Genomic DNA, 19193 nt, shown 5'->3' on the forward strand with positions numbered 1-19193 from the left:
TGTTGGTTTCTGTTGTAACGTGTGGACTTGTTCGAGGAGGACCACATGTACGCAACGGAGCGCCAGCAGCAGATCGAGCAGCTGATCGCCACGGATGGCCGCGTCGCCGTGCTCGACCTCGCCGATCGCTTCGGGGTGACGACCGAGACCGTCCGCCGTGACCTCGCCGCTCTCGAGCGCGCCGGTCTCGTCCGTCGCGTCCACGGCGGAGCGGTCCATCGCGCGCGCGCCAGCACGGCCGAGGTCTCGGTGGCCGAACGCTCGGCCCAGCGCAGCGGCGCCAAGCAGGCCATCGCCCGCGCCGCCGTTGAACTGCTCGGCGCCGAGCTGGACGGAGCCGTCTACCTGGATGCCGGCACCACGACCGGAGCCATCGCACAACTGCTCGCGGCCGGGCCGCATCCCGCCGGCGATCTCGAGGTCGTCACGCATTCCATGTCGGTCGCCCACATCCTCGCCGGCGCTCCCGACGTCGGACTGACCGCCATCGGCGGTCGCGTGCGCGGCCTCACCGCCGCTGCTGTCGGCGCGCAGACCGTCGAGGCGATCGCGCGTCTGCGTCCGGACATCGCCTTCCTCGGGGCGAACGGCGTCTCCGCCGCCTTCGGCCTCAGCACCCCGGACCCCGATGAGGCCGCCGTCAAGCGGGCCATCGTCGCCTCGGCCCGACGGGTCGTCGTCGTCGCGGACGGCGACAAGTTCGATGCCGAGTTGCTGGTGTCCTTCGCCGGCCTCTCAGAGGTCGACGTCCTCCTCACCGACACCGCTCCCGCGGGCGCGCTGGCCGCCGCGCTCGGCGAGGCCGACGTGGAGGTGCAGATCGCATGATCGTCACGCTCACGACCAACCCGTCCCTCGACCGGACGATCTCGCTCTCCGCGCCGCTGCAGGTGGGTGAGGTGCAGAACGCGCGGGAGGTGCGCGAGGATGCCGGTGGCAAGGGCATCAACGTCGCGAGGGTGGTCGCCGCGGCATCCCGCCCGACCCTCGCCGTGCTGCCGCTCGACCCGGCGGACCCCTTCGCGAGCGCCCTCGCGGCCACCGGTGTTCCGGTGCGCACGGTCCCGCACGACGGAGCCACCCGTGCCAACGTGACGATCGCGGACGAGTCGGGGACCACGACGAAGCTGAACCTCCCGGGAGCCGCCTTCACCGAAGCGGATGCCGCGGCCCTCACCGCAGCCGTCGTCACCGCCTCGGAGGGCGCGTCGTGGCTGGTCCTCGCGGGCTCGCTCGCGCCGGGTCTGCCCGTCGACTACTACGTGACGGTCATCGAGGCGGTCCGTGCAGCGTGGGGGACCGGCGCTCCGCGGATCGCCGTCGACACCTCGGGTCCGGCGTTGGCCGCCGCCGTCGCGGCCGGCCGCCCGGACCTCATCAAGCCGAACGACGAGGAACTCGCCGAGCTCGTCGGCCATCACCTCGACGCTGATCTGGCGCTGCCGGAGGCCGTGGCCGCCGTCGCGCGGGAACTCGTACCCGCCTCCGTCGGAGCCGCCCTCGTGACGCTCGGCGGCGACGGCGCCGTGCTCGTCACGGCTGACGATGCCTGGCATGGGACGACTCCGCCGACGCGCGTTCGCAGCACGGTGGGTGCCGGCGACAGTTCCCTCGCCGGGTACCTGCTCGCCGAGACCGCCGGTGTCCCGCCCGAGGAGCGGCTGCGCTCGGGCATCCGCTACGGGTCGGCAGCGGCCTCGCTGCCCGGCACCCAACCCCCGACCCCGAACGACCTGTCGACCGGCGCCGTGCCGGTCCGACGCCTCTCGACGAACAACCCGACCACTGGAGGTCACCGTGACTGAGATCATCACCGCGGAACTCGTCAGTATCGACGAACCGCTCGGCGCCGACAAGCGCGCCGTCATCGACGCGCTCGCCCAGCGCGTCGCCGCGCAGGGGAGAGCCACCGACGGCGCTCGTCTGGCGGAGGACGCCTGGGCCCGCGAGGAGAAGGACGAGACCGGCCTGCCCGGCGGCATCGCCATCCCGCACGCGAAGAGCGCCGCGGTGACGCAGGCGTCGCTCGCCTTCGCGCGGCTGACGCCCGGCGTCGATTTCGGAGCCGAGGACGGCGGGGCGGACCTCGTCTTCCTCATCGCGGCTCCCGACACGGCCGCCGAGGAGCACCTCGCGGTCCTCTCCAAGCTCGCCCGCAGCCTGATGCGCGACGACTTCACCGCGGGCCTCCGCGCGGCCCGCAACGCCGAGGAGGTCGTCGCGATCGTCCGCGACGCCATCTCCGACTCGCCGGCATCCGAGGCTCCCGCCTCCCGTGCGGAGGCACGGTCCGCCGCGCCCGCCCCCGCACCCGCCGACGACGCGCTCCTGATCGACGGGCGCCCGGCGCGCATCGTCGCCGTCACGGCCTGCGCCACCGGCATCGCGCACACCTTCATGGCGGCCGACGCCCTGACCGCGACGGGCCAGAAGGAGGGCATCGACCTCGTCGTCGAGCCCCAGGGATCGAGCGGCTACAAGGCGATCGAACAGCGCGTCATCGACGAGGCCGACGCCGTCATCTTCGCCGTCGACGTCGATGTCCGCGAGCAGACCCGTTTCGCGGGTAAGCCGGTCGTCCGCGCCGGCGTGAAGCGGGGCATCGAGCAGCCCGCCCAGATGATCCGCGAAGCCGTGGCCGCTGCGAAGAACCCGAACGCTCCTCGTGTTCCGGCGGCATCCGGCGCCGCGTCGACGCGCCAGGCGGCACCCACTTCGCTCGGCGGCGCCGTCCGCCGCGCCCTGCTCACCGGGGTCAGCTACATGATCCCGTTCGTCGCCGGTGGCGGTCTCCTCATCGCTCTCGGGTTCGCTCTGGCGGGGTACCAGATCGCGTCGCCGCACGAGGGCGCGGACGTCAACAACGCCGTCTACACGCTGCAGAACTTCGCGCTGTGGAACCTGCCGCCCGAGGGACTGGGGTACTACCTCGGAGCGGTGGCGTTCCAGATCGGTGGTCTCTCCTTCGGATTCCTCGTCCCGGCTCTGGCCGGCTACATCGCCTACGGCATCGCCGACCGCCCCGGAATCGCCCCTGGTTTCGTCGCCGGTGCGGTCGCCACCTTCATGGGCGCCGGCTTCATCGGGGCGATCGTCGGTGGTCTGCTCGCCGGTCTCGCGGCGTGGTGGCTGAACCGCCTCGACGTGCCGCGCTGGCTGCGCGGACTGATGCCGGTCGTGATCATCCCGCTGCTCGCGTCGATCTTCGCGTCGGGTCTCCTGCTGATGGTCTTCGGCGGCCCCATCGCCGCGCTCAGCGTGGCGCTGAACGCTTGGCTGGGAAGCCTCACTGGTGCCGGCGTCATCCTGCTGGGCGTCATCCTCGGCCTCATGATGTGCTTCGACCTCGGCGGCCCGGTCAACAAGGTCGCGTACGGATTCGCGACCGCGAATCTGGCTCAGGGCATCGCCGGCGACGAACGGTACCTGCAGATCATGGCCGCGGTCATGGCCGCCGGTATGGTCCCGCCCCTCGCGATGGCGCTCGCGTCGACTGTCCTCGGCAGGGGACTGTTCACCGCACCCGAGCGTGAGAACGGCAAGGCGGCCTGGCTGCTCGGCGCCGCGTTCATCTCCGAAGGCGCGATCCCCTTCGCCGCGGCGGACGTCTTCCGCGTCATCCCGGCCATGATGGTCGGCGGTGCCGTGACCGGTGCGCTGTCGATGGCCTTCGCGGTCACCTCCCGCGCCCCGCACGGCGGTGTGTTCGTCTTCTTCGCGATCGACAACTTCTGGCTCTGGCTGGTCGCCATCGCCGCGGGCACCATCGTCAGCGCCGTCTCCGTCGTGCTCCTCAAGCGCTTCGTCCGGCGTCGGCCGGTCGAGGCCGATGTGCCTGCTGTGGCCGTGACGGCATAGTCTCGATACACCGACTCAAGGAGGAAGATCCACCATGGCCGAACGGACCGCAACCGTCGCGAGCAGCTCCGGACTGCACGCCCGCCCCGCAAAGCTCTTCGTGCAGGCGGTCAAGGAGACGGGCGTGCCCGTCACGATCGCCGTTCCCGGTGGTCCCGACCAGAACGCCGGCAGCATCCTGACCCTCATGGGTCTGGGCGCGACGCAGGGCACGGTCGTCACGCTCAAGGCCGAGGGCGAGGGTGCCGACGAGGCGCTCGACAAGCTCGTCGCCTTCATCGAGACGGATCACGACGCCGAGTGAGGCTCGACCCCCACGAACGGCGGATGCCGCGGAGCGAAAGCCCCGCGGCATCCGCCGTTCGTGCGTGAAGGTCAGAGGTCGGTCGACTCTCCGGGGTCCAGGGTGACGAACTCGCCACCGTTCTGCTCGGTCGCCCACTTCAACCGGTCGCGGTGCATGGCAAGACCTGCACGGGAGAGGGTCATGTCGTGCGTGCCGAACGCGCGGCGCGGCTTGACGGCGAGGACGTAGTCCATCGCCTCACCGATCTTCAGCCACGGCGCCCCCACGGGCGCGGCCAGCAGGCCGACCTCGACGCCCTCGGGGACGGCGTAGGAGTCGCCCGGGTAGTAGAACTCGTCGTTCACGAGGACGCCGAGGTTGTCGATGACCGGGATCGACTCGTGGATGACGCTGTGGGTTCCGCCGAAGAAGCGGAGCCGGAAGGGTCCGAGCTCCAGCTCGTCGCCGACGCTCACCTCGGTGACGTCGTAGTCGGATGCCGCGGCCACAACGCCCGCCGGTCCGAAGATCGGCACACCCGGCGCCTGGGAACGGACGAGGTCGAGCTGAGAGGGCGTCCAGTGGTCCGGATGCTCATGCGTGAGGATCACGCCGACCAGATCGTTCAGATCGTCGAGAGGAAGGGTGAAGGAACCCGGATCGATGAGGAGGGTCTTGCCCTCGCTGTCGAGGCGGAGGCAGGCATGTTCGTGCTTCGTGACGCGCATCGTCCCAGTCAACTCAGGAGGGGGCGATGTGGCAAGGGGGCCCCGATTTTGCACGGCTGTGAACGTGGTGCATAATTGAACGGTTGCCTCCGCAGGGAGGGAACGAAAAGTACGGCCCCATCGTATAGCGGCCTAGTACGCCGCCCTCTCACGGCGGTAACGCGGGTTCGAATCCCGCTGGGGTCACCACACCGAAGACACCCCCCGACCACCATGGTCGGGGGTGTCTTCGTTTCTGCGTGCCGACGGGCGTCAGCGCTCCGGGGATTCGCTGCGCGGTCGCGACCGGCGGCGTGCGCGACGCACGACCTGCACGACGGCGAGGATGACGCCGGCCAGCGCGAGCCACGGGAGCAGGAACCCCAAACCGATGACGATCCCGTTGAGGGTGGCGACGAGGGTGTTCCACCCCGTCGAGAACCCGTCGCCGAACCCCTGGGGATCGGCGGCGACGACTTCGCCCGGTTCGACCACCGTGATCGTCGCGCTCGAGAGGGCGACCTCGTCGCTCAGCGCGGCGGACTGCGCGCGTAGCGAGTCGAGCTCCGCCTGGCGCCGCGAGAGCGCCTCTTCGGCGGTCAGCAGGTCGGCGGTGGTCGCGGCATCCGAGATGAGGGCCTCCAGCCGGTCCACCGAGGTCTGCAGAGCCGAGATCCTCGCCCTCAGGTCGGTCGACTGCGCGGTGACGTCCTCACGCGTGATCTCTGACGACGTGATCTCGCCGAGGGTGTCGAGACCGGAGAGGAAGTCCGTGAGGTCGTCTGCGGGCACACGCACCGTGACCCACGTCCCGCTCGTCGACGACACCGCGGCGTCGCTCCCGGCCCCCGCGTCGGGCGAGGTCGTCCCCGACACGTTCATCGACTCGACATAGCCGCCGGATTCCTCGGCTCGTTCGCCGATCTCCGTGACGACGGCGGCAGGGTCGGTCGCCTGGAGGACCGTGGCGGCGGTGGCGACGACCTCGCGACCCTCAGCGGATGTGGTGCCGTTCCCTTCGAGCTCACCGCCCTGATCTCCACCCAGGTCGCCGCCGGACTCGGGCGCGACCGCGCCACCGGCGCCCTCGTCGTACATGCCGACGGGACCGCTGGACGTCGACCCGGCGCCCGTGCCGCTGAGGGCTGGTCCGACGAAGCCGGCGACGACGATGACCGCGGCCGCGGCGCCGGTGTAGCCCCACGCGCGGCGACGTCGCCGCTGCGACGCCTCGCGGGAGTGCGAGACCTCCGCGCGGATCTCGGCGAACAGTGCTGCCTCGATGTCGTCCTGCCGCTTCTGCGCGAGCTCGGGGAGCTCGATCTCGTGCCGGGTCATGATCCCTCCGATCCGACGACGGTGCGCAGTCGCGTCCGTACCCGCGACAGGCGATTGCGGACGACCGCGTGCGAGATGCCGAGTTCGGCAGCGGCGGCCGCGTACGCGTACCCCTCTGTCGCGCACAGTCGGAAGATCTGCTGGTCCAGCGGCGAGAGGGTTCCGAGCTCGGCCAGGACGCGCTCCGCCAGGTCGCCGCCGATCACCTGGTCCTCCACGTCGACCGTGGCAGCCAGGGATTCCTCGACCGCGCCGGCGGTGTGCAGCCGGTCGCGCCGCTGTCGCCGCATCCGGTTCGCGCTCTGGAAGCGGCAGATCGTCACGAGCCAGGGCAGCAGCGACTCGCTCACCAGGTCCAGGGTCGGCAGGCGCCGCCACGCGACCAGGAAGGTCTCCTGCATGACGTCCTCCGCATCGGCCGTGTTCCCGAGGAGGCCGTGAGCCAGCCAGTAGACCGGCTTCGCGTAGGCGCGATAGAGCTCACGGAAGGCCTGCTGGTCGCCACGCGCGGCGGCGACCACCAGGTCCGCGTCACGCCTCGCGAGCGGGTCGGCCATGGCATCCTCGTTCGTTCTGTCGATGGGGGAGTGTCGCGTCACGCAGCATCGTCTCAGCCACCTCAAAAGGTACTCTGGGGGTCGCCCCCCGCATGAAAGGCCCTCATGGAGCTTCCCCTCTGGTTCGAGGTCGGCTCGCTGGTCGTCCTGACGCTGATCCTCGTCGCCGACCTGCTGCTGATCATCAAGCGGCCCCACGTGCCGTCGACGAAGGAGTCGACCCTCTGGGTCGTCTTCTACGTCGCTCTCGCGCTCGTGTTCGCGCTCGTCATGCTGGTGGTCACGAACGGCGAGTACGCGGGTCAGTTCGTGGCGGGATGGCTCACCGAGTACAGCCTGTCGATCGACAACCTGTTCGTGTTCGTCCTCATCATGAGCCAGTTCTCGGTGCCCCGGGCGGCGCAGCAGAAGGTGCTGATGGTGGGCATCATCATCGCGTTGATCCTGCGTGGCATCTTCATCCTGCTGGGCGCGGCGATCATCGAGCAGTTCAGCTGGGTCTTCTACCTCTTCGGGCTCTTCCTCATATACACGGCCTGGAAGCAGGCCTTCTCGAGCGAGGACGACGATGAGGAGGAGAAGAAGGAGAGCTTGATCGTCCGGGCACTCCGCCGGCGCATGTCGATCAGCGAGGAGTACGACGGCGCGAAGGTGCGCACCGTCATCGACGGCAAGAAGGTCTTCACCCCGATGGTGATCGTCTTCGCCGCGCTCGGCATGACCGACCTGCTCTTCGCGATCGACTCGATCCCGGCGATCTTCGGGATCACCCAGAGCGCCTTCATCGTCTTCACGGCGAACATCTTCGCCCTGATGGGCCTGCGTCAGCTCTACTTCCTGCTGGGCGGTCTGCTCGACCGCCTCAAGTACCTCCACTTCGGCATCGCGTTCATCCTCGCCTTCATCGGCGTGAAGCTCGTCCTCCACGCGATGCACGAGAACGAATTGCCCTTCATCAACGGTGGGGAGCACATCGAGTGGGCGCCCGAGATCTCCACGTGGGTCTCGCTCGGGGTGATCATCGCCTCGATGGTCGTCGCAACCGTGGCGAGCCTCATCGCCGCGCGCCGCGAAGGGCTGCGCGAGCCGGTACCGGCGACCGGGCCCACTCCCGTCCGTCACGCGCAGGACGTCGCCGACGAGCAGGGCACCCCCTCGACCGTCGACCCCCGTCCGTCCGAGAAGGACTGACGCACCGCCTCAGAACGGGCGGAGGTTCGCCCGCAGAGTGGGTTCGTACTCCCGCCGAAGGATGCCGCGGCGGCGCAGGATCGGGACGAGCTCGTCGAGCGTGCGGTGCACCGTCACGGGGTGCAGGTCGCCCCACAGGAGCACGCCGTCGTTGCCCCAGGAGCCGTACTCCTCGATGCGGTCCGCGAGCTCCTCGGCGGTCCCCACCCAGCCGGAGCCGTCGTGCAGGCGGCCCTGACGTGCGTGAGCGGCGAGGATCCGCCGCAGCGGTGCATCCTCGTCGTGATCGCCGACGAGGCGACGGATGCTGCCGTGCGAGACGTGGTCGCCGAAGATCCCGCGATCCAGCGGCCGGTCGAGGTCCAGGGCCGTCAGGTCGGTCTCGAGGTCGCTCGACTGCCGCTCGGCGATCCACCGCAGCGTGGCGTCGTCCGGGTCGAGCGACGCAGCCACGATCCGGTCCGCCTCGGCCGCGGACGAGACCACGACCGGTTGGATCGCGAAGAGGATCGTGATGTCCTCGGGTCGGCGGCCGGCCGCGATCGCGGCGTCGTGGATGCGACCCCGATAGCCGCGGACGGACTCCTCCGTCATCGGGGCGAGGGCGAGCTGCACGTCCGAGTTCGCACCGGCGAAGCCGAGGCCGCGGGGCGACCCGCCGGGGGAGACGATGACGGGCTCGCCGTCGGTGAAGGGGATCGCGTTGAGCGGGCCGTCGAAGGCGAAGTACTCCCCGCGGTGCGTCGTCGGTCGCAGCTTCGCCCCGTCGGCGTAGCGTCCGGCCGACGGGTCGGCCAGGAGCGCACCCTCGGGCCAACTGCGCCAGAGATCGCGCACCGCGGACATCCACTCCTCCGCACGGTCGTAGGCGGCGTCGTGGGAGAGCTGCGCAGCGGTGGAGAAGTGACGCGCGCTCCCGGTGTCGGTGACGACGTTCAGTCCCAGCCGGTGGCCGCTCAGGTGCTGCAGCGTCGCGAACTGCCGGGCGGCGGTGTAGGGCAGGGTGGCGGCGGGGTTCACCGTCGGGACGATCCCGATGTGCCGGGTGGCCGCGAACAGGTACGGCGCGAGCAGGAGCGGATCGAGCTTCGGACCCCCGAAGGCCTGGCGCACGCGCAGATCGATGGTCTCCGCCGACCCGAGCGAGGGGGCGTCCTCGATGATGAGCAGATCGAAACCTGCCTGCTCCAGCGTCTTGACGGCGTCCTGGTACAGCGCCGGCGAGGTCCAGTCGTAGTCCCAGTCGAGGTAGGGGTGGCCCCACCCGTGCGGACCGAAGCCCCGTGCCAGGAACCAGCCGAAGTGCTGCGGCCGGCTCATGCGAGCACCGCCACGTCGGCGTCGACGACCGATTCCGCCGCTGTGAGACCGCGGTCGAGATCCGCCACGAGGTCGTCGACGTCCTCGATACCGATCGACAGTCGAAGCGTGCCGGGGTGGACGCCCAACGCCGTCCGCTCGTCGGGGGAGCGGCGGGCGTGGCTCGTGGTGCCCGGGTGCAGGACGAGGGACCGCACGTCGCCGAGGTGGGTCATGTGGGTGATGACGGACACCGCCTCGACGAACGCGCGCGCCGCGGGCAACCCGCCCCGTACCGTCACCGTGAAGACCGAGCCGAAGCCGCCGCGGAGATACCTCCGAGCGAGGTCATGCGTCGGGTGCGAAGGGAGACCGGCGTAGTCGACAGACTCCACCTCGGGGCGGTCCGCGAGCCAGCGCGCCACCGCGAGCGCGTTCTCGGACTGCCGCTGCACGCGCAGGCTGAGCGTCTCGACGCCCTGGCCGATGAGGAATGCCGTGAGGGGCGAGGGCGTCGGCCCGAAGCGGGGTGCGACGCTCTCGCGCAGGTGTGCGATCCGGGCGCGCCCACCGTGCCGCTGCCAGACGCTCGGGGCACCGGCAGCGTCCTCGACGAGGTGCGGGAAGAGGCGTCCGGAACGGGCGGCGTCGAAGCGTCCGTCATCGATGATCACGCCGCCGAGCACCGCCCCCTGCCCGGCGAGGAACTTGCTCGCGGAGTGCACGACGATCGCGGCGCCGTGTTCCAGGGGACGCAGCAGGTACGGGGTCGCGAACGTGTTGTCGACGATGAGCGGGATGCCGGCCTCGTCGCCGACCGCAGCGACGGCGGCGACGTCGAGGACGTCGTTGCGGGCGTTCGCGATCGACTCGCCGAGCAGCACGCGCGTCTCGGGACGGATCGCGCGACGCCAGGCATCCGGATCCTGGATGTCGTCGACGAACGTCGTCTCGACACCGAGGCGTGCGAGGTTGTCGACGAGGAGGCCGCGCGTCCCCTCGTAGATGTGGGTGGAGCTCACGATGTGCGACCCGGCTCCGACCAGGCCCAGGAGGGCCACGGCGAGGGCCGCCTGTCCCGAGGCGAGCAGGAGGGCTTCTGCGCCGCCCTCGAGCGAGGCGAGCTTGCGCTCGACGGCATCGATCGTCGGGTTGCCGGTGCGGGTGTATCCGAAGCCGTCGCCCGCACCGAAGTGGGATGCGGCGTCGTCGAACGAGTCGAAGGTGAAGCCCGCCGTGAGGTGGATCGGCAGGGCGCGCGGGGTGGCGGCCGCGGCATCCGTCCCGACATGGACCTGTCGCGTGGTGAACCCGCCGGCGGCTCGCTCCGTCATGGTCGTCTCCTGTCCTCAGGGCACACAGCGTGCCACGTCGCGGGCGGTGCGCGGAGATCGTGAGACGCGGTGTTACGCCGCGGGCGCGCCTCGCCCCCGCGGACCCGGTGGTAGTCTGGCGCGGTGCGGACCGCTCGACTCCTTATCGGCCGCGACGAGACCTCGCTCTGAGCCCTCTCTCGTCGCGGAGGCTGTCGCGGGCGCCATCCGACATCAGGAGACACCATGAGCACGATTCCCGACCGTCCCCGGACCCTCGCCGAGAAGGTGTGGGACGACCATCTCGTCGTGAAGGGTGAGGACGGCAGCCCCGACCTCATCTACATCGACCTCCACCTCGTGCACGAGGTGACGAGCCCGCAGGCCTTCGACGGCCTCCGCGCCGAAGGCCGCCCCGTGCGGCGTCTCGACCTCACGATCGCGACGGAGGACCACAACACCCCCACGCTCGAGATCCACAAGCCCATCGCCGACCTGACGAGCCGTACGCAGATCGAGACCCTGCGACGCAACGCGGCGGAGTTCGGGGTGCGGCTGCACTCCCTCGGCGACAAGGAGCAGGGCATCGTCCACGTCGTCGGCCCGCAGCTGGGTCTCACGATGCCGGGCATCACGGTCGTCTGCGGCGACTCGCACACCTCGACGCACGGCGCGTTCGGCGCCATGGCGTTCGGCATCGGAACCAGCGAGGTCGAGCACGTGCTGGCCACGCAGACTCTGCCGTTGAAGCCGTTCAAGACGATGGCGATCACCGTCGAGGGCACCCTCAAGCCCGGCGTGAGCGCGAAGGACATCATCCTCGCGATCATCGCGAAAATCGGCGCGAACGGCGGGCAGGGCTACGTGCTCGAGTTCCGCGGCTCGGCCATCCGGTCGCTCTCGATGGAGGGCCGGATGACGATGTGCAACATGTCGATCGAGGCGGGCGCCCGTGCGGGGATGATCGCGCCGGACGAGACCACGTTCGCCTACGTGAAGGACAAGCCGCACGCCCCCCAGGGCGCGGACTGGGACGAGGCTGTCGCCTACTGGCGCACGCTGCCGTCCGACGAGGGCGCCGTGTACGACGCCGAGGTCTTCCTCGACGCCGACGAGCTCGAGCCGTTCGTCACCTGGGGCACCAACCCGGGTCAAGGCGTGAACCTGAACGGCGTGGTGCCCGACCCCGCCGAGATGAGCGACCCGAACGAGCGGGCCGCGGCGGAGCGGGCCCTCGAGTACATGGACCTGACCCCCGGTACCGCCATGAAGGAGGTGCCCGTGGATGCCGTGTTCATGGGCTCGTGCACGAACAGCCGCATCGAGGATCTGCGGCAGTTCGCCTCGATCGTGCGCGGCCGCACCAAGGCGGAGGGCGTCCGGGTCATGGTCGTCCCCGGCTCGGCGCGAGTCCGCCTCGAAGCGGAGGCGGAGGGGCTCGACAAGATCTTCACCGACTTCGGGGCGGAATGGCGCTTCGCGGGGTGTTCTATGTGCCTCGGGATGAATCCCGACCAGCTCGCCCCGGGGGAGCGGTGTGCGTCGACGAGCAACCGCAACTTCGAGGGACGCCAGGGCAAGGGCGGTCGCACGCACCTCGTCTCGCCCCAGGTCGCCGCCGCGACCGCGGTGCTCGGCCGCCTCGCGAGCCCGAGCGATCTCGACGCACTCGCTCTGACGGAGGTCTGACATGGAGAAGTTCACCCGCCACACCGGCGTCGGCGTGCCGCTGAAGCGCTCCGCCGTCGACACCGACCAGATCATCCCGGCCGTCTACCTCAAGCGCGTCACCAAGACCGGCTTCGAGGACGCCCTGTTCGCCAACTGGCGGCAGGACCCGTCGTTCGTGTTGAACCAGGACCCCTACCGCAACGGCTCCGTGCTCGTCGCGGGTCCCGACTTCGGCACGGGGTCCAGCCGTGAGCACGCCGTCTGGGCGCTCCGCGACTACGGTTTCCGCGTCGTCCTCAGCACGAAGTTCGCCGACATCTTCCGCGGGAACGCCGGCAAGCAGGGCCTGGTCACGGGCGTCGTCACCGAGGACGTCCTCGAGGCGATCTGGGCAGCCCTCGAGGCCGACCCGGGTCGCGAGCTCACCGTCGATCTGGAGACACGGACCGTGGCGGTCGGCGACCTCCAGGCGTCCTTCGACATCGACGATTACACTAGGTGGCGGCTTCTCGAAGGGCTCGACGACATCGGGCTCACGCTGCGCAGCGAAGAGCAGATCGCGCAGTTCGAGGCGCGCCGCGAGGCGTGGCGGCCGCGGACGCTCCCCGTCCGCTGATCGGCCAGCGCCCCGCACAACGGGGCCGTCCACGCTTCCTCGACACCAGTAATGAGGTCCCACCCATGAAGACACTTCTCAGCGATGCCGCGTCCACCCCGGCCGGCGGCGGCGCCGGTCAGACGCTCCGGATCCGCGGCGGTCGCCCGTTGCGGGGCCGGGTCGAGGTGAAGGGGGCGAAGAACCTCGCCACGAAGGCGATGGTCGCCGCCCTCCTGGGTGAGACCGCGAGCATCCTGCGGGACGTGCCGGACATCAGCGACGTCCACGTCGTCCGTTCGCTCCTCGAGGTCCACGGCGTCCGCGTCGAGGACCTCGAGGACGGCGTCCTCCGCCTCGACCCGAGCGGTGCCGTGTCGGCCCACATGGAGGAGATCGACGCGCACGCGGGGGCCTCCCGCATCCCGATCCTGTTCTGCGGTCCGCTGCTCCATCTGCTCGGGCAGGCGTTCATCCCGGACCTCGGCGGATGCCGCATCGGCGACCGTCCGATCGACTTCCACCTCGACGCGCTGCGCTCGTTCGGGGCCATCGTCGACAAGCTGCCCAGCGGCATCCGTCTGTCGGCGCCCGGCGGCCTGCACGGCGCGAACATCGAACTGCCCTACCCGAGCGTCGGGGCGACGGAGCAGGTGCTGCTGACCGCTGTTCGCGCGAAGGGTACGACGGAGCTGCGCAACGCGGCCATCGAGCCCGAGATCATGGACCTGATCGCGGTACTGCAGAAGATGGGCGCGATCATCTCCTACGAGCCCAACCGGGTCATCTTCATCGAAGGCGTCGAGTCGCTCCGTGGCTACGACCACCGCTCGATCTTCGACCGCAACGAGGCCGCCTCCTGGGCAGCCGCGGCCCTCGCCACCGACGGCGACATCTTCGTCGGCGGCGCCAAGCAGCAGGAGATGCTGACCTTCCTCAACGTCTTCCGCAAGGTGGGTGGGGATTTCGACATCGCCGAGGACGGCATCCGCTTCCGTCGTGGCGGCCCGCTGAAGCCCGTCATGGTCGAGACCGATGTGCACCCCGGGTTCATGACCGACTGGCAGCAGCCCCTCATCGTCGCCCTGACGCAGGCCGAGGGCGAGTCCGTCGTGCACGAGACGGTGTACGAGAACCGACTCGGCTTCACCCGCGCGCTCGTGCAGATGGGCGCCGACATCGTCGTCCACCCCGACGGCATCGCGAGCTCGGACCGCCGCGTGCCGCGGCGTGCGCTCGAGCAGGCGGCCGTCATCAACGGGCCGACGCCGCTGCACGCGGCTGACGTCGTCGTTCCCGACCTTCGTGGCGGCTACTCCTATGTCATCGCGGCCCTGGCCGCGGAGGGGGAGTCGACGGTGCGCAACATCGGGATCATCCGGCGCGGCTACGAGAAGTTCCTCGAGAAGCTGACCGATCTCGGCGCCGACTTCGACGTCACGGAGTGACCGCGGTGGCTCCCCGTCGCCGGGCATCCCCGGAGAAGACCCGCCCGAGCGTCTTCTGGCCGGCGGCGATGATCGTCGTGCCGGCGACCGGCTGGTTCGCGAAGATCGAGATCGAGGGCGGTGAGCACCTGCCCCGCGAAGGCTCGTACGTGCTCGCGCCCAACCATTACAGCGAGTTCGATCCCGTCATCATCGCCGTCGCGACCTGGCGGCTGGGGCGCGCGCCGCGCTTCATGGCGAAGGAGAGTCTGTTCCACGTGCCGGTCCTCGGCTGGCTGTTGCGGGCGACCGGCATGGTCCCCGTCGCCCGGGCATCCACCTCGGCGGCCGCGAAGCAGACCCTCGCCCAGTCGAACGCGCTCGTGGCGGCGCAGCGCGGCGTCATCGTGTACCCGGAGGGGTCGCTGACCCGCGACCCGGACATGTGGCCGATGCGCGGCAAGACGGGCGCCGTCCGCCTCGCCCTGGCCGCCCCCGAGCCTCTGCCGGTCATCCCCGTGGCGACGTGGGGCGTGCAGGAGATCCTCCCTCGCTATGGCCGCGTGCGCCTGTGGCCCCCGCGCCGACGTGTGCGGGTGCTGCTCGGCCCCCCCGTCGACCTGTCCGCCTACACCGACACGACCCCGTCGACGCTCGCTGCGGCGACGGATGCCGTCATGCGCGACATCTCGATCCTGCTGGGACGGCTGCGCGGCGTCGAACCCCCCGCCGAGCGGTGGAACCCGGCGCAGCACGGACAGAGGGAGACGGGGCGTCTTGACTCCTAGGGACGCGGCGCGCCGCGAGGCCCCGGCTCCCCGCGTCGCGGTCCTCGGTTCCGGCAGCTGGGGGACGACCTTCGGCAAGGTGCTCGCCGACGGCGGCGCCGACGTCGTCATGTGGGCGCGCCGCGCGGAGCTCGCGCACGAGATCCGCGAGGGTAAGCGCAACTCGCAGTACCTGCCCGGCATCAACCTGCCGCGCGGGCTCTCCGCGACGCATCACCTCGCCGAGGCCCTTGAGGGAGCCAGCCAGGTCTACATCGCCATCTCGAGCCAGGCGCTGCGCCAGAACCTGAAGGCCGTCCGGCCGCTCCTGGGCGGGAGCGACGCCCCGATCGTCTCGCTCATGAAGGGCGTGGAGAAGAAGACCGGGCTGCGCATGAGTCAGGTCCTCGAGCAGGAGCTCGGCTGCGACCCCGCGCGCATCGCCGTGGCATCCGGACCCAATCTCGCGCTCGAGATCGCGCGCGAGCAGCCGACTGCGGCGGTCATCTCGTCGTCGAGTCAGGAGACGGCGGACGCCGTCGCCCGCATCTCGCGCAACCGCTACTTCCGGACCTTCGTCAACACCGACGTCATCGGCACCGAGTTCGGCGGCGTCCTGAAGAACCTCATCGCCGTCGCCATCGGCATCGTGGACGGCGTCGGATACGGCGAGAACACGAAGGCGTCGATCATCACGCGAGGCCTCGTCGAGATGACGGACTTCGCCGTCGCGCAGGGCGCGCAGCCCGAGACCCTGCAGGGGCTCGCCGGTCTCGGCGATCTGATCGCGACCTGCCAGTCGCCGCTCAGCCGCAACAACACCGCAGGTCGGCTGCTCGGCCAGGGCTACAGCTTCACCGAAGTCGTCAAGCAGATGGATCAGACGGCCGAGGGGCTCGCGTCGGTGGCACCCGTGCTGCAGTTGGCCCGCGAGGCGGGCGTCCACATGCCGATCGTCGAGCAGGTCAAGATGGTCCTCGACGGCACGATGAATCCGCGCGACATCGCACCGCATCTCACGACGGATGACGACGAGCCCACCGAGGAGAGGACTCAGAATGGTTCAGGCGGCAGTGGTTCTGCTCTTCGGAGGGCGTTCCAGCGAGCACTCGATCAGTTCCGCCACGGCGGGCGGCGTCCTTCGCGCGATTGACCGCGAGCGCTACCGGGTCATCCCGGTCGGGATCACCCGAGAGGGGGCCTTCGTCCTCGAGGACGACGATCCCGACAAGTTCGCGCTGAACGCCGACCGCCTCCCCGAGGTGGTCGACAACGGCACGCGGGTCATGTGGCCGGAGTCCACCGTGGAGCGGGGGCTGTCGGTGCGCCACCCCGACGGCACGGTGGAGTCGCTGGGCGACATCGACGTCGTCTTCCCGATCCTGCACGGCAGGTTCGGCGAGGACGGCACGGTGCAGGGCTTCCTCGAGCTCCTGGATCTGCCGTACGTCGGCGCCGGGTTGCTGATGTCGGCCATCGGCATGGACAAGCACACCACCAAGAGCATCCTCCAGGCGGCCGGGGTCCCGGTCGTGCCCTGGGTGACGGTGACGCGTGCGGGGCTCGACCGCGATGGGGAGCTGTGGCGCCGCCGCATCCGCGGTCTCGGATTGCCCGTCTTCGTGAAGCCGGCGCGCGCAGGCTCGAGCGTGGGCGTGTCGAAGGTCTCGGAGTGGGACGGGTTGGACGCCGCCCTCGACACCGCCTTCGCCGAGGACTCGAGCGTGCTCGTCGAGCAGGCGGTCGTCGGCCGCGAGGTCGAGTGCGGCGTGCTCCAGGGGCGCAATGGCGCGGACCCGCGGGTCAGCGTGGCGGGCGAGATCGTCGTCAGCGGGCGTGATTTCTACGACTTCGAGGCGAAGTACCTCGGCGCGCCCGGGATCGATCTGGTGTGCCCCGCCGAGCTGCACGACGGCGAACTGCGCGAGATGCAGCGGATCGCGGCTCGTGCATTCGAAGCCGTCGGCGGTCAGGGACTGTCCCGGGTCGACTTCTTCTACACGGGCAGCGAGTTCTTCGTGAACGAGGTCAACACGATGCCCGGGTTCACACCCATCTCGATGTTCCCGACGTGCTGGATCCAGAGCGGTCTGAGCTACCCCGAGCTCATCACCGAGCTCATCGAACTGGCGCGCTGACGCCGATCACGGCACGACGTCGGATGCCGCCACGCACTGCGCGGTCACCTCGAAACGCTGCGTGATCAATCGGCTGACCGCACTCACCGGGCCGCTCGAGCTGACCTCGTCGTAATCGACGATCAGTTGGACGGCGGGCTCCCGCCCGTAGGTCGTGATGCGGTACAGCGGCGCGCGCGAGTCGTCGACCACCCAGTCCACACCGTCGACGGTGACGCAGGGCAGCGTGGAGGGGCCGAGCGGCGGCACACCGCACGCGAACTGCACCGTCGTCGGATCCCCCCAGGCGGCGGTCGATTGCGCATCCGTCCAGCGTCGATGCTGATCGCCGAGGTCGTCGGGCAGTCGCACCATCACCTCCGCGCAGCGGGGATCGTCCGCGCCGGGGGCGGGCTCGAGCGCGACCGTCGACGAGCAGCCCGACAGCGCCGCCGCACCGGCGATGAGCAGGGTGAGCGCGACGGTCGTGCGGGTCCGGGCCATCCCTCCAGGCTACCGTGGAGGGATGGGTGAGCTCCGCGTGCGCGACGTCTCCGAGGGCGAGCTGCTCGGCCGCATCCTCCGCATCCTCGGCCCGCTCTCCCGTGCCGAGGTCGGACCCGGTGACGATGCCGCGGTGCTCGCGGTTCCGGGCGGTCGCATCGTCTGGACGACGGACACCCTCGTCCACGGCCCGGACTTCCGCCTCGCGTGGACGTCGCCCTACGATCTCGGCTTCAAGGCCGCCGCGGTCAACCTCGCGGACGTCGCGGCGATGGGCGCCCGCCCCACCGGCCTTCTCGTCGCGCTCGCCCTCCCGGGGACGCTGCCGGCGTCGTTCGTGGACGAATTGGCGACCGGGTTCCGGGAGGCGCTGACGCAGTTGTCCCCCGGGTGCGCCGTCGAGGGCGGTGACCTCACCGTCTCGGACACCCTCACGGTCGCCGTGACCGCCGTCGGTGTGCTCGACGGTCTCGCTCCCGTGCTGCGCTCGGGTGCGCGCGCGGGCGACGAGATCGCGGTCGCGGGAGAGCTGGGCGCCGCGTCGCGCGGGCTGCGATTGCTCTTCTCGCGGTTCCGGGACGCGGACGGGACCCCCCTGCCTGTGGCGACCCACGATCTGACGGCGACGGAGCAGCGGGACCTCGCCGCTCAGCTGCGGCCGCAGCCGCCGGTCGCGCTCGGTGTCGCCGCCGCGCGCGCCGGGGCGACGGCGATGATGGACGTCTCGGACGGGCTGGTGCTCGACGCGACCCGTCTGGCTGACGCGTCCGGAGTCACCGTGGAGTTCGTCGCAGACCTCGACGCGGACGCCCTGTCGGGCGGCGAGGACCACGCGCTGCTGGCATGCTTCGCCCCGGGGACCGCGCCCGAGGGATTCGCCGTGATCGGTCGCGTCGTGGACCGGCAGCAGGCGCCGGTGCTCGTCGGCGGCTCCGTCCCGGCGGGTCGCGGCGGCTGGGACCCTTACGCGGACTGGGATTCGGCCCGCGGCTGATCGGGCTGCGCCAGGGTGACCCACCACAGGGTGGTGTCGCCGTACTTCTTCGCCCGCTCGACGACAAGCGATCCCGGCAGCGCGGGCTCGCCGGACCGCGTCGCGCGCTCGACGACCACCGTCGCTACGGCGCTCAGCCGCGGGACGAGCAGCTCGAGGGTCGCCGAGAGCTCGGCATCCGTCATGTCGTACGGCGGGTCGACGAAGACGAGATCGAACGCCGCTCCCGCGCTGCGCAAGAAGGCGTCGGCTGCGGCGCGGTGGACGGCGATCCTCCGACCGGGGAGGCTGCGCGCGACGGCTCGCACATTGCGGTCGATGACGGATGCCGCGCGCGGCGCCCGCTCGACGAGGTCGGCCGACGCCGCGCCACGGCTGACGGCTTCGAGCCCGAGCGCGCCGGATCCCGCGTACAGGTCCAGGACCGCGGCATTCGCGACGAGCCCGGCGGCTTCGAGTGCGCCGAACAGCGACTCCCGCACCCGCTCGCTCGTCGGCCGGGTGCCGGCGCTCGGCACGGCCAACGGCAGCGAACCGGCGTCTCCCGCGATGATCCTCGTCACCCCGCC

19 protein-coding genes and 1 tRNA gene are annotated in these 19193 nt (G+C 70.6%); 13 read left to right on the forward strand and 7 right to left on the reverse strand.

All coding sequences use genetic code 11. The annotated features are described in order from the left end of the window. Positions 1 to 45 precede the first annotated feature (45 nt). From ACIGEP_RS04275 to ACIGEP_RS04290, 4 genes are read left to right on the forward strand one after another with little or no spacing between them, the layout of a single operon-like run. Positions 46 to 828, forward strand: a complete 783-nt coding sequence (locus tag ACIGEP_RS04275; protein ID WP_396660378.1) for a DeoR/GlpR family DNA-binding transcription regulator — start codon at positions 46 to 48, stop codon at positions 826 to 828. Next, positions 825 to 1805: a 1-phosphofructokinase family hexose kinase gene (locus ACIGEP_RS04280; protein ID WP_396660379.1), complete on the forward strand. Its 981-nt coding sequence runs from the start codon at positions 825 to 827 to the stop codon at positions 1803 to 1805. Before ACIGEP_RS04275 ends, ACIGEP_RS04280 begins: the two co-directional genes overlap by 4 nt. Beyond that, on the forward strand, positions 1798 to 3858 hold the full coding sequence (locus ACIGEP_RS04285; protein ID WP_396660380.1) for a fructose-specific PTS transporter subunit EIIC: 2061 nt from the start codon (positions 1798 to 1800) through the stop codon (positions 3856 to 3858). The genes ACIGEP_RS04280 and ACIGEP_RS04285 overlap by 8 nt, the downstream gene beginning before the upstream one ends. Positions 3859 to 3892: 34 nt before the next feature. Beyond that, positions 3893 to 4162, forward strand: a complete 270-nt coding sequence (locus ACIGEP_RS04290; protein WP_018188079.1) for an HPr family phosphocarrier protein — start codon at positions 3893 to 3895, stop codon at positions 4160 to 4162. Between the two features lie 71 nt (positions 4163 to 4233). On the opposite strand, the gene ACIGEP_RS04295 is transcribed toward ACIGEP_RS04290, so the two are convergent. Next, complete coding sequence (locus ACIGEP_RS04295) at positions 4234 to 4872, reverse strand: MBL fold metallo-hydrolase (protein WP_396660381.1); 639 nt, start codon at positions 4870 to 4872, stop codon at positions 4234 to 4236. 113 nt (positions 4873 to 4985) lie between these two features. Between ACIGEP_RS04295 and ACIGEP_RS04300 the strand changes: the two genes are divergently transcribed. Then, positions 4986 to 5061, forward strand: a tRNA-Glu gene (locus tag ACIGEP_RS04300). A 63-nt stretch (positions 5062 to 5124) separates the two neighbouring features. On the opposite strand, the gene ACIGEP_RS04305 is transcribed toward ACIGEP_RS04300, so the two are convergent. Both ACIGEP_RS04305 and ACIGEP_RS04310 read right to left on the reverse strand, forming a co-directional pair. Then, on the reverse strand, positions 5125 to 6189 hold the full coding sequence (locus ACIGEP_RS04305) for a DUF4349 domain-containing protein (RefSeq protein WP_396660382.1): 1065 nt from the start codon (positions 6187 to 6189) through the stop codon (positions 5125 to 5127). Further along, positions 6186 to 6746 carry an RNA polymerase sigma factor gene (locus ACIGEP_RS04310; protein ID WP_396660383.1) on the reverse strand — a complete coding sequence of 187 codons (561 nt, stop codon included), beginning with the start codon at positions 6744 to 6746 and terminating at the stop codon, positions 6186 to 6188. Before ACIGEP_RS04310 ends, ACIGEP_RS04305 begins: the two co-directional genes overlap by 4 nt. A 105-nt stretch (positions 6747 to 6851) precedes the next feature. On the opposite strand from ACIGEP_RS04310, the gene ACIGEP_RS04315 reads away from it, so the two are divergent. Next, positions 6852 to 7937, forward strand: a complete 1086-nt coding sequence (locus tag ACIGEP_RS04315; protein WP_396660384.1) for a TerC family protein — start codon at positions 6852 to 6854, stop codon at positions 7935 to 7937. A gap of 9 nt (positions 7938 to 7946) precedes the next feature. On the opposite strand, the gene ACIGEP_RS04320 is transcribed toward ACIGEP_RS04315, so the two are convergent. Both ACIGEP_RS04320 and ACIGEP_RS04325 read right to left on the reverse strand, forming a co-directional pair. Beyond that, positions 7947 to 9257 carry an LLM class flavin-dependent oxidoreductase gene (locus ACIGEP_RS04320; protein ID WP_396660385.1) on the reverse strand — a complete coding sequence of 437 codons (1311 nt, stop codon included), beginning with the start codon at positions 9255 to 9257 and terminating at the stop codon, positions 7947 to 7949. After that, positions 9254 to 10570, reverse strand: coding sequence for an O-acetylhomoserine aminocarboxypropyltransferase/cysteine synthase family protein (locus tag ACIGEP_RS04325; RefSeq protein WP_396660386.1), 1317 nt, complete (start codon positions 10568 to 10570; stop codon positions 9254 to 9256). The genes ACIGEP_RS04320 and ACIGEP_RS04325 overlap by 4 nt, the downstream gene beginning before the upstream one ends. A gap of 225 nt (positions 10571 to 10795) precedes the next feature. On the opposite strand from ACIGEP_RS04325, the gene leuC reads away from it, so the two are divergent. From leuC to ACIGEP_RS04355, 6 genes are all read left to right on the forward strand, one after another. Beyond that, positions 10796 to 12238, forward strand: coding sequence for a 3-isopropylmalate dehydratase large subunit (gene leuC, locus ACIGEP_RS04330; RefSeq protein WP_396660387.1), 1443 nt, complete (start codon positions 10796 to 10798; stop codon positions 12236 to 12238). A gap of 1 nt (position 12239) precedes the next feature. Beyond that, complete coding sequence (gene leuD, locus ACIGEP_RS04335) at positions 12240 to 12836, forward strand: 3-isopropylmalate dehydratase small subunit (protein ID WP_396660388.1); 597 nt, start codon at positions 12240 to 12242, stop codon at positions 12834 to 12836. A 65-nt stretch (positions 12837 to 12901) separates the two neighbouring features. Beyond that, on the forward strand, positions 12902 to 14263 hold the full coding sequence (gene murA, locus ACIGEP_RS04340; RefSeq protein ID WP_396660389.1) for a UDP-N-acetylglucosamine 1-carboxyvinyltransferase: 1362 nt from the start codon (positions 12902 to 12904) through the stop codon (positions 14261 to 14263). Then, positions 14260 to 15030 carry a lysophospholipid acyltransferase family protein gene (locus ACIGEP_RS04345; RefSeq protein WP_396660390.1) on the forward strand — a complete coding sequence of 257 codons (771 nt, stop codon included), beginning with the start codon at positions 14260 to 14262 and terminating at the stop codon, positions 15028 to 15030. Before murA ends, ACIGEP_RS04345 begins: the two co-directional genes overlap by 4 nt. Then, positions 15020 to 16162: an NAD(P)H-dependent glycerol-3-phosphate dehydrogenase gene (locus ACIGEP_RS04350; RefSeq protein WP_396660391.1), complete on the forward strand. Its 1143-nt coding sequence runs from the start codon at positions 15020 to 15022 to the stop codon at positions 16160 to 16162. The genes ACIGEP_RS04345 and ACIGEP_RS04350 overlap by 11 nt, the downstream gene beginning before the upstream one ends. After that, complete coding sequence (locus ACIGEP_RS04355; RefSeq protein ID WP_396660392.1) at positions 16068 to 17147, forward strand: D-alanine--D-alanine ligase family protein; 1080 nt, start codon at positions 16068 to 16070, stop codon at positions 17145 to 17147. Before ACIGEP_RS04350 ends, ACIGEP_RS04355 begins: the two co-directional genes overlap by 95 nt. Positions 17148 to 17153: 6 nt before the next feature. Here ACIGEP_RS04355 and ACIGEP_RS04360 read toward each other — a convergent pair whose 3' ends face one another. After that, a complete protein-coding gene (locus ACIGEP_RS04360; RefSeq protein ID WP_396660393.1) occupies positions 17154 to 17630 on the reverse strand; it encodes a DUF3515 family protein in 477 nt (158 codons plus the stop codon). Between the two features lie 22 nt (positions 17631 to 17652). Here ACIGEP_RS04360 and thiL point away from each other — a divergent pair, with 22 nt between their 5' ends. Then, the gene (thiL, locus tag ACIGEP_RS04365) at positions 17653 to 18624 is read left to right on the forward strand and encodes a thiamine-phosphate kinase (RefSeq protein ID WP_396660394.1); all 972 of its coding nucleotides are present in this window, start codon (positions 17653 to 17655) and stop codon (positions 18622 to 18624) included. Here thiL and rsmD read toward each other — a convergent pair. Continuing rightward, positions 18594 to 19187, reverse strand: coding sequence for a 16S rRNA (guanine(966)-N(2))-methyltransferase RsmD (gene rsmD / locus ACIGEP_RS04370; RefSeq protein WP_396660395.1), 594 nt, complete (start codon positions 19185 to 19187; stop codon positions 18594 to 18596). The two genes, thiL and rsmD, sit on opposite strands and share 31 nt — an antisense overlap. Between the last annotated feature and the right edge of the window lie 6 nt (positions 19188 to 19193).

It is taken from the genome of Microbacterium sp. NPDC077663, from assembly GCF_044542795.1.
Lineage (GTDB): Bacteria > Actinomycetota > Actinomycetes > Actinomycetales > Microbacteriaceae > Microbacterium.

Coding starts and splice junctions, on each gene's coding strand:
- ACIGEP_RS04275 (WP_396660378.1), top strand. CDS start 46: ATGTACGCAACGGAGCGCCAGCAGCAGATCGAGCAGCTGATCGCCACG.
- ACIGEP_RS04280 (WP_396660379.1), top strand. CDS start 825: ATGATCGTCACGCTCACGACCAACCCGTCCCTCGACCGGACGATCTCG.
- ACIGEP_RS04290 (WP_018188079.1), top strand. CDS start 3,893: ATGGCCGAACGGACCGCAACCGTCGCGAGCAGCTCCGGACTGCACGCC.
- ACIGEP_RS04295 (WP_396660381.1), bottom strand. CDS start 4,872: ATGCGCGTCACGAAGCACGAACATGCCTGCCTCCGCCTCGACAGCGAG.
- ACIGEP_RS04305 (WP_396660382.1), bottom strand. CDS start 6,189: ATGACCCGGCACGAGATCGAGCTCCCCGAGCTCGCGCAGAAGCGGCAG.
- ACIGEP_RS04310 (WP_396660383.1), bottom strand. CDS start 6,746: ATGGCCGACCCGCTCGCGAGGCGTGACGCGGACCTGGTGGTCGCCGCC.
- ACIGEP_RS04315 (WP_396660384.1), top strand. CDS start 6,852: ATGGAGCTTCCCCTCTGGTTCGAGGTCGGCTCGCTGGTCGTCCTGACG.
- ACIGEP_RS04320 (WP_396660385.1), bottom strand. CDS start 9,257: ATGAGCCGGCCGCAGCACTTCGGCTGGTTCCTGGCACGGGGCTTCGGT.
- ACIGEP_RS04325 (WP_396660386.1), bottom strand. CDS start 10,570: ATGACGGAGCGAGCCGCCGGCGGGTTCACCACGCGACAGGTCCATGTC.
- leuC (WP_396660387.1), top strand. CDS start 10,796: ATGAGCACGATTCCCGACCGTCCCCGGACCCTCGCCGAGAAGGTGTGG.
- leuD (WP_396660388.1), top strand. CDS start 12,240: ATGGAGAAGTTCACCCGCCACACCGGCGTCGGCGTGCCGCTGAAGCGC.
- murA (WP_396660389.1), top strand. CDS start 12,902: ATGAAGACACTTCTCAGCGATGCCGCGTCCACCCCGGCCGGCGGCGGC.
- ACIGEP_RS04355 (WP_396660392.1), top strand. CDS start 16,068: ATGGTTCAGGCGGCAGTGGTTCTGCTCTTCGGAGGGCGTTCCAGCGAG.
- ACIGEP_RS04360 (WP_396660393.1), bottom strand. CDS start 17,630: ATGGCCCGGACCCGCACGACCGTCGCGCTCACCCTGCTCATCGCCGGT.
- thiL (WP_396660394.1), top strand. CDS start 17,653: ATGGGTGAGCTCCGCGTGCGCGACGTCTCCGAGGGCGAGCTGCTCGGC.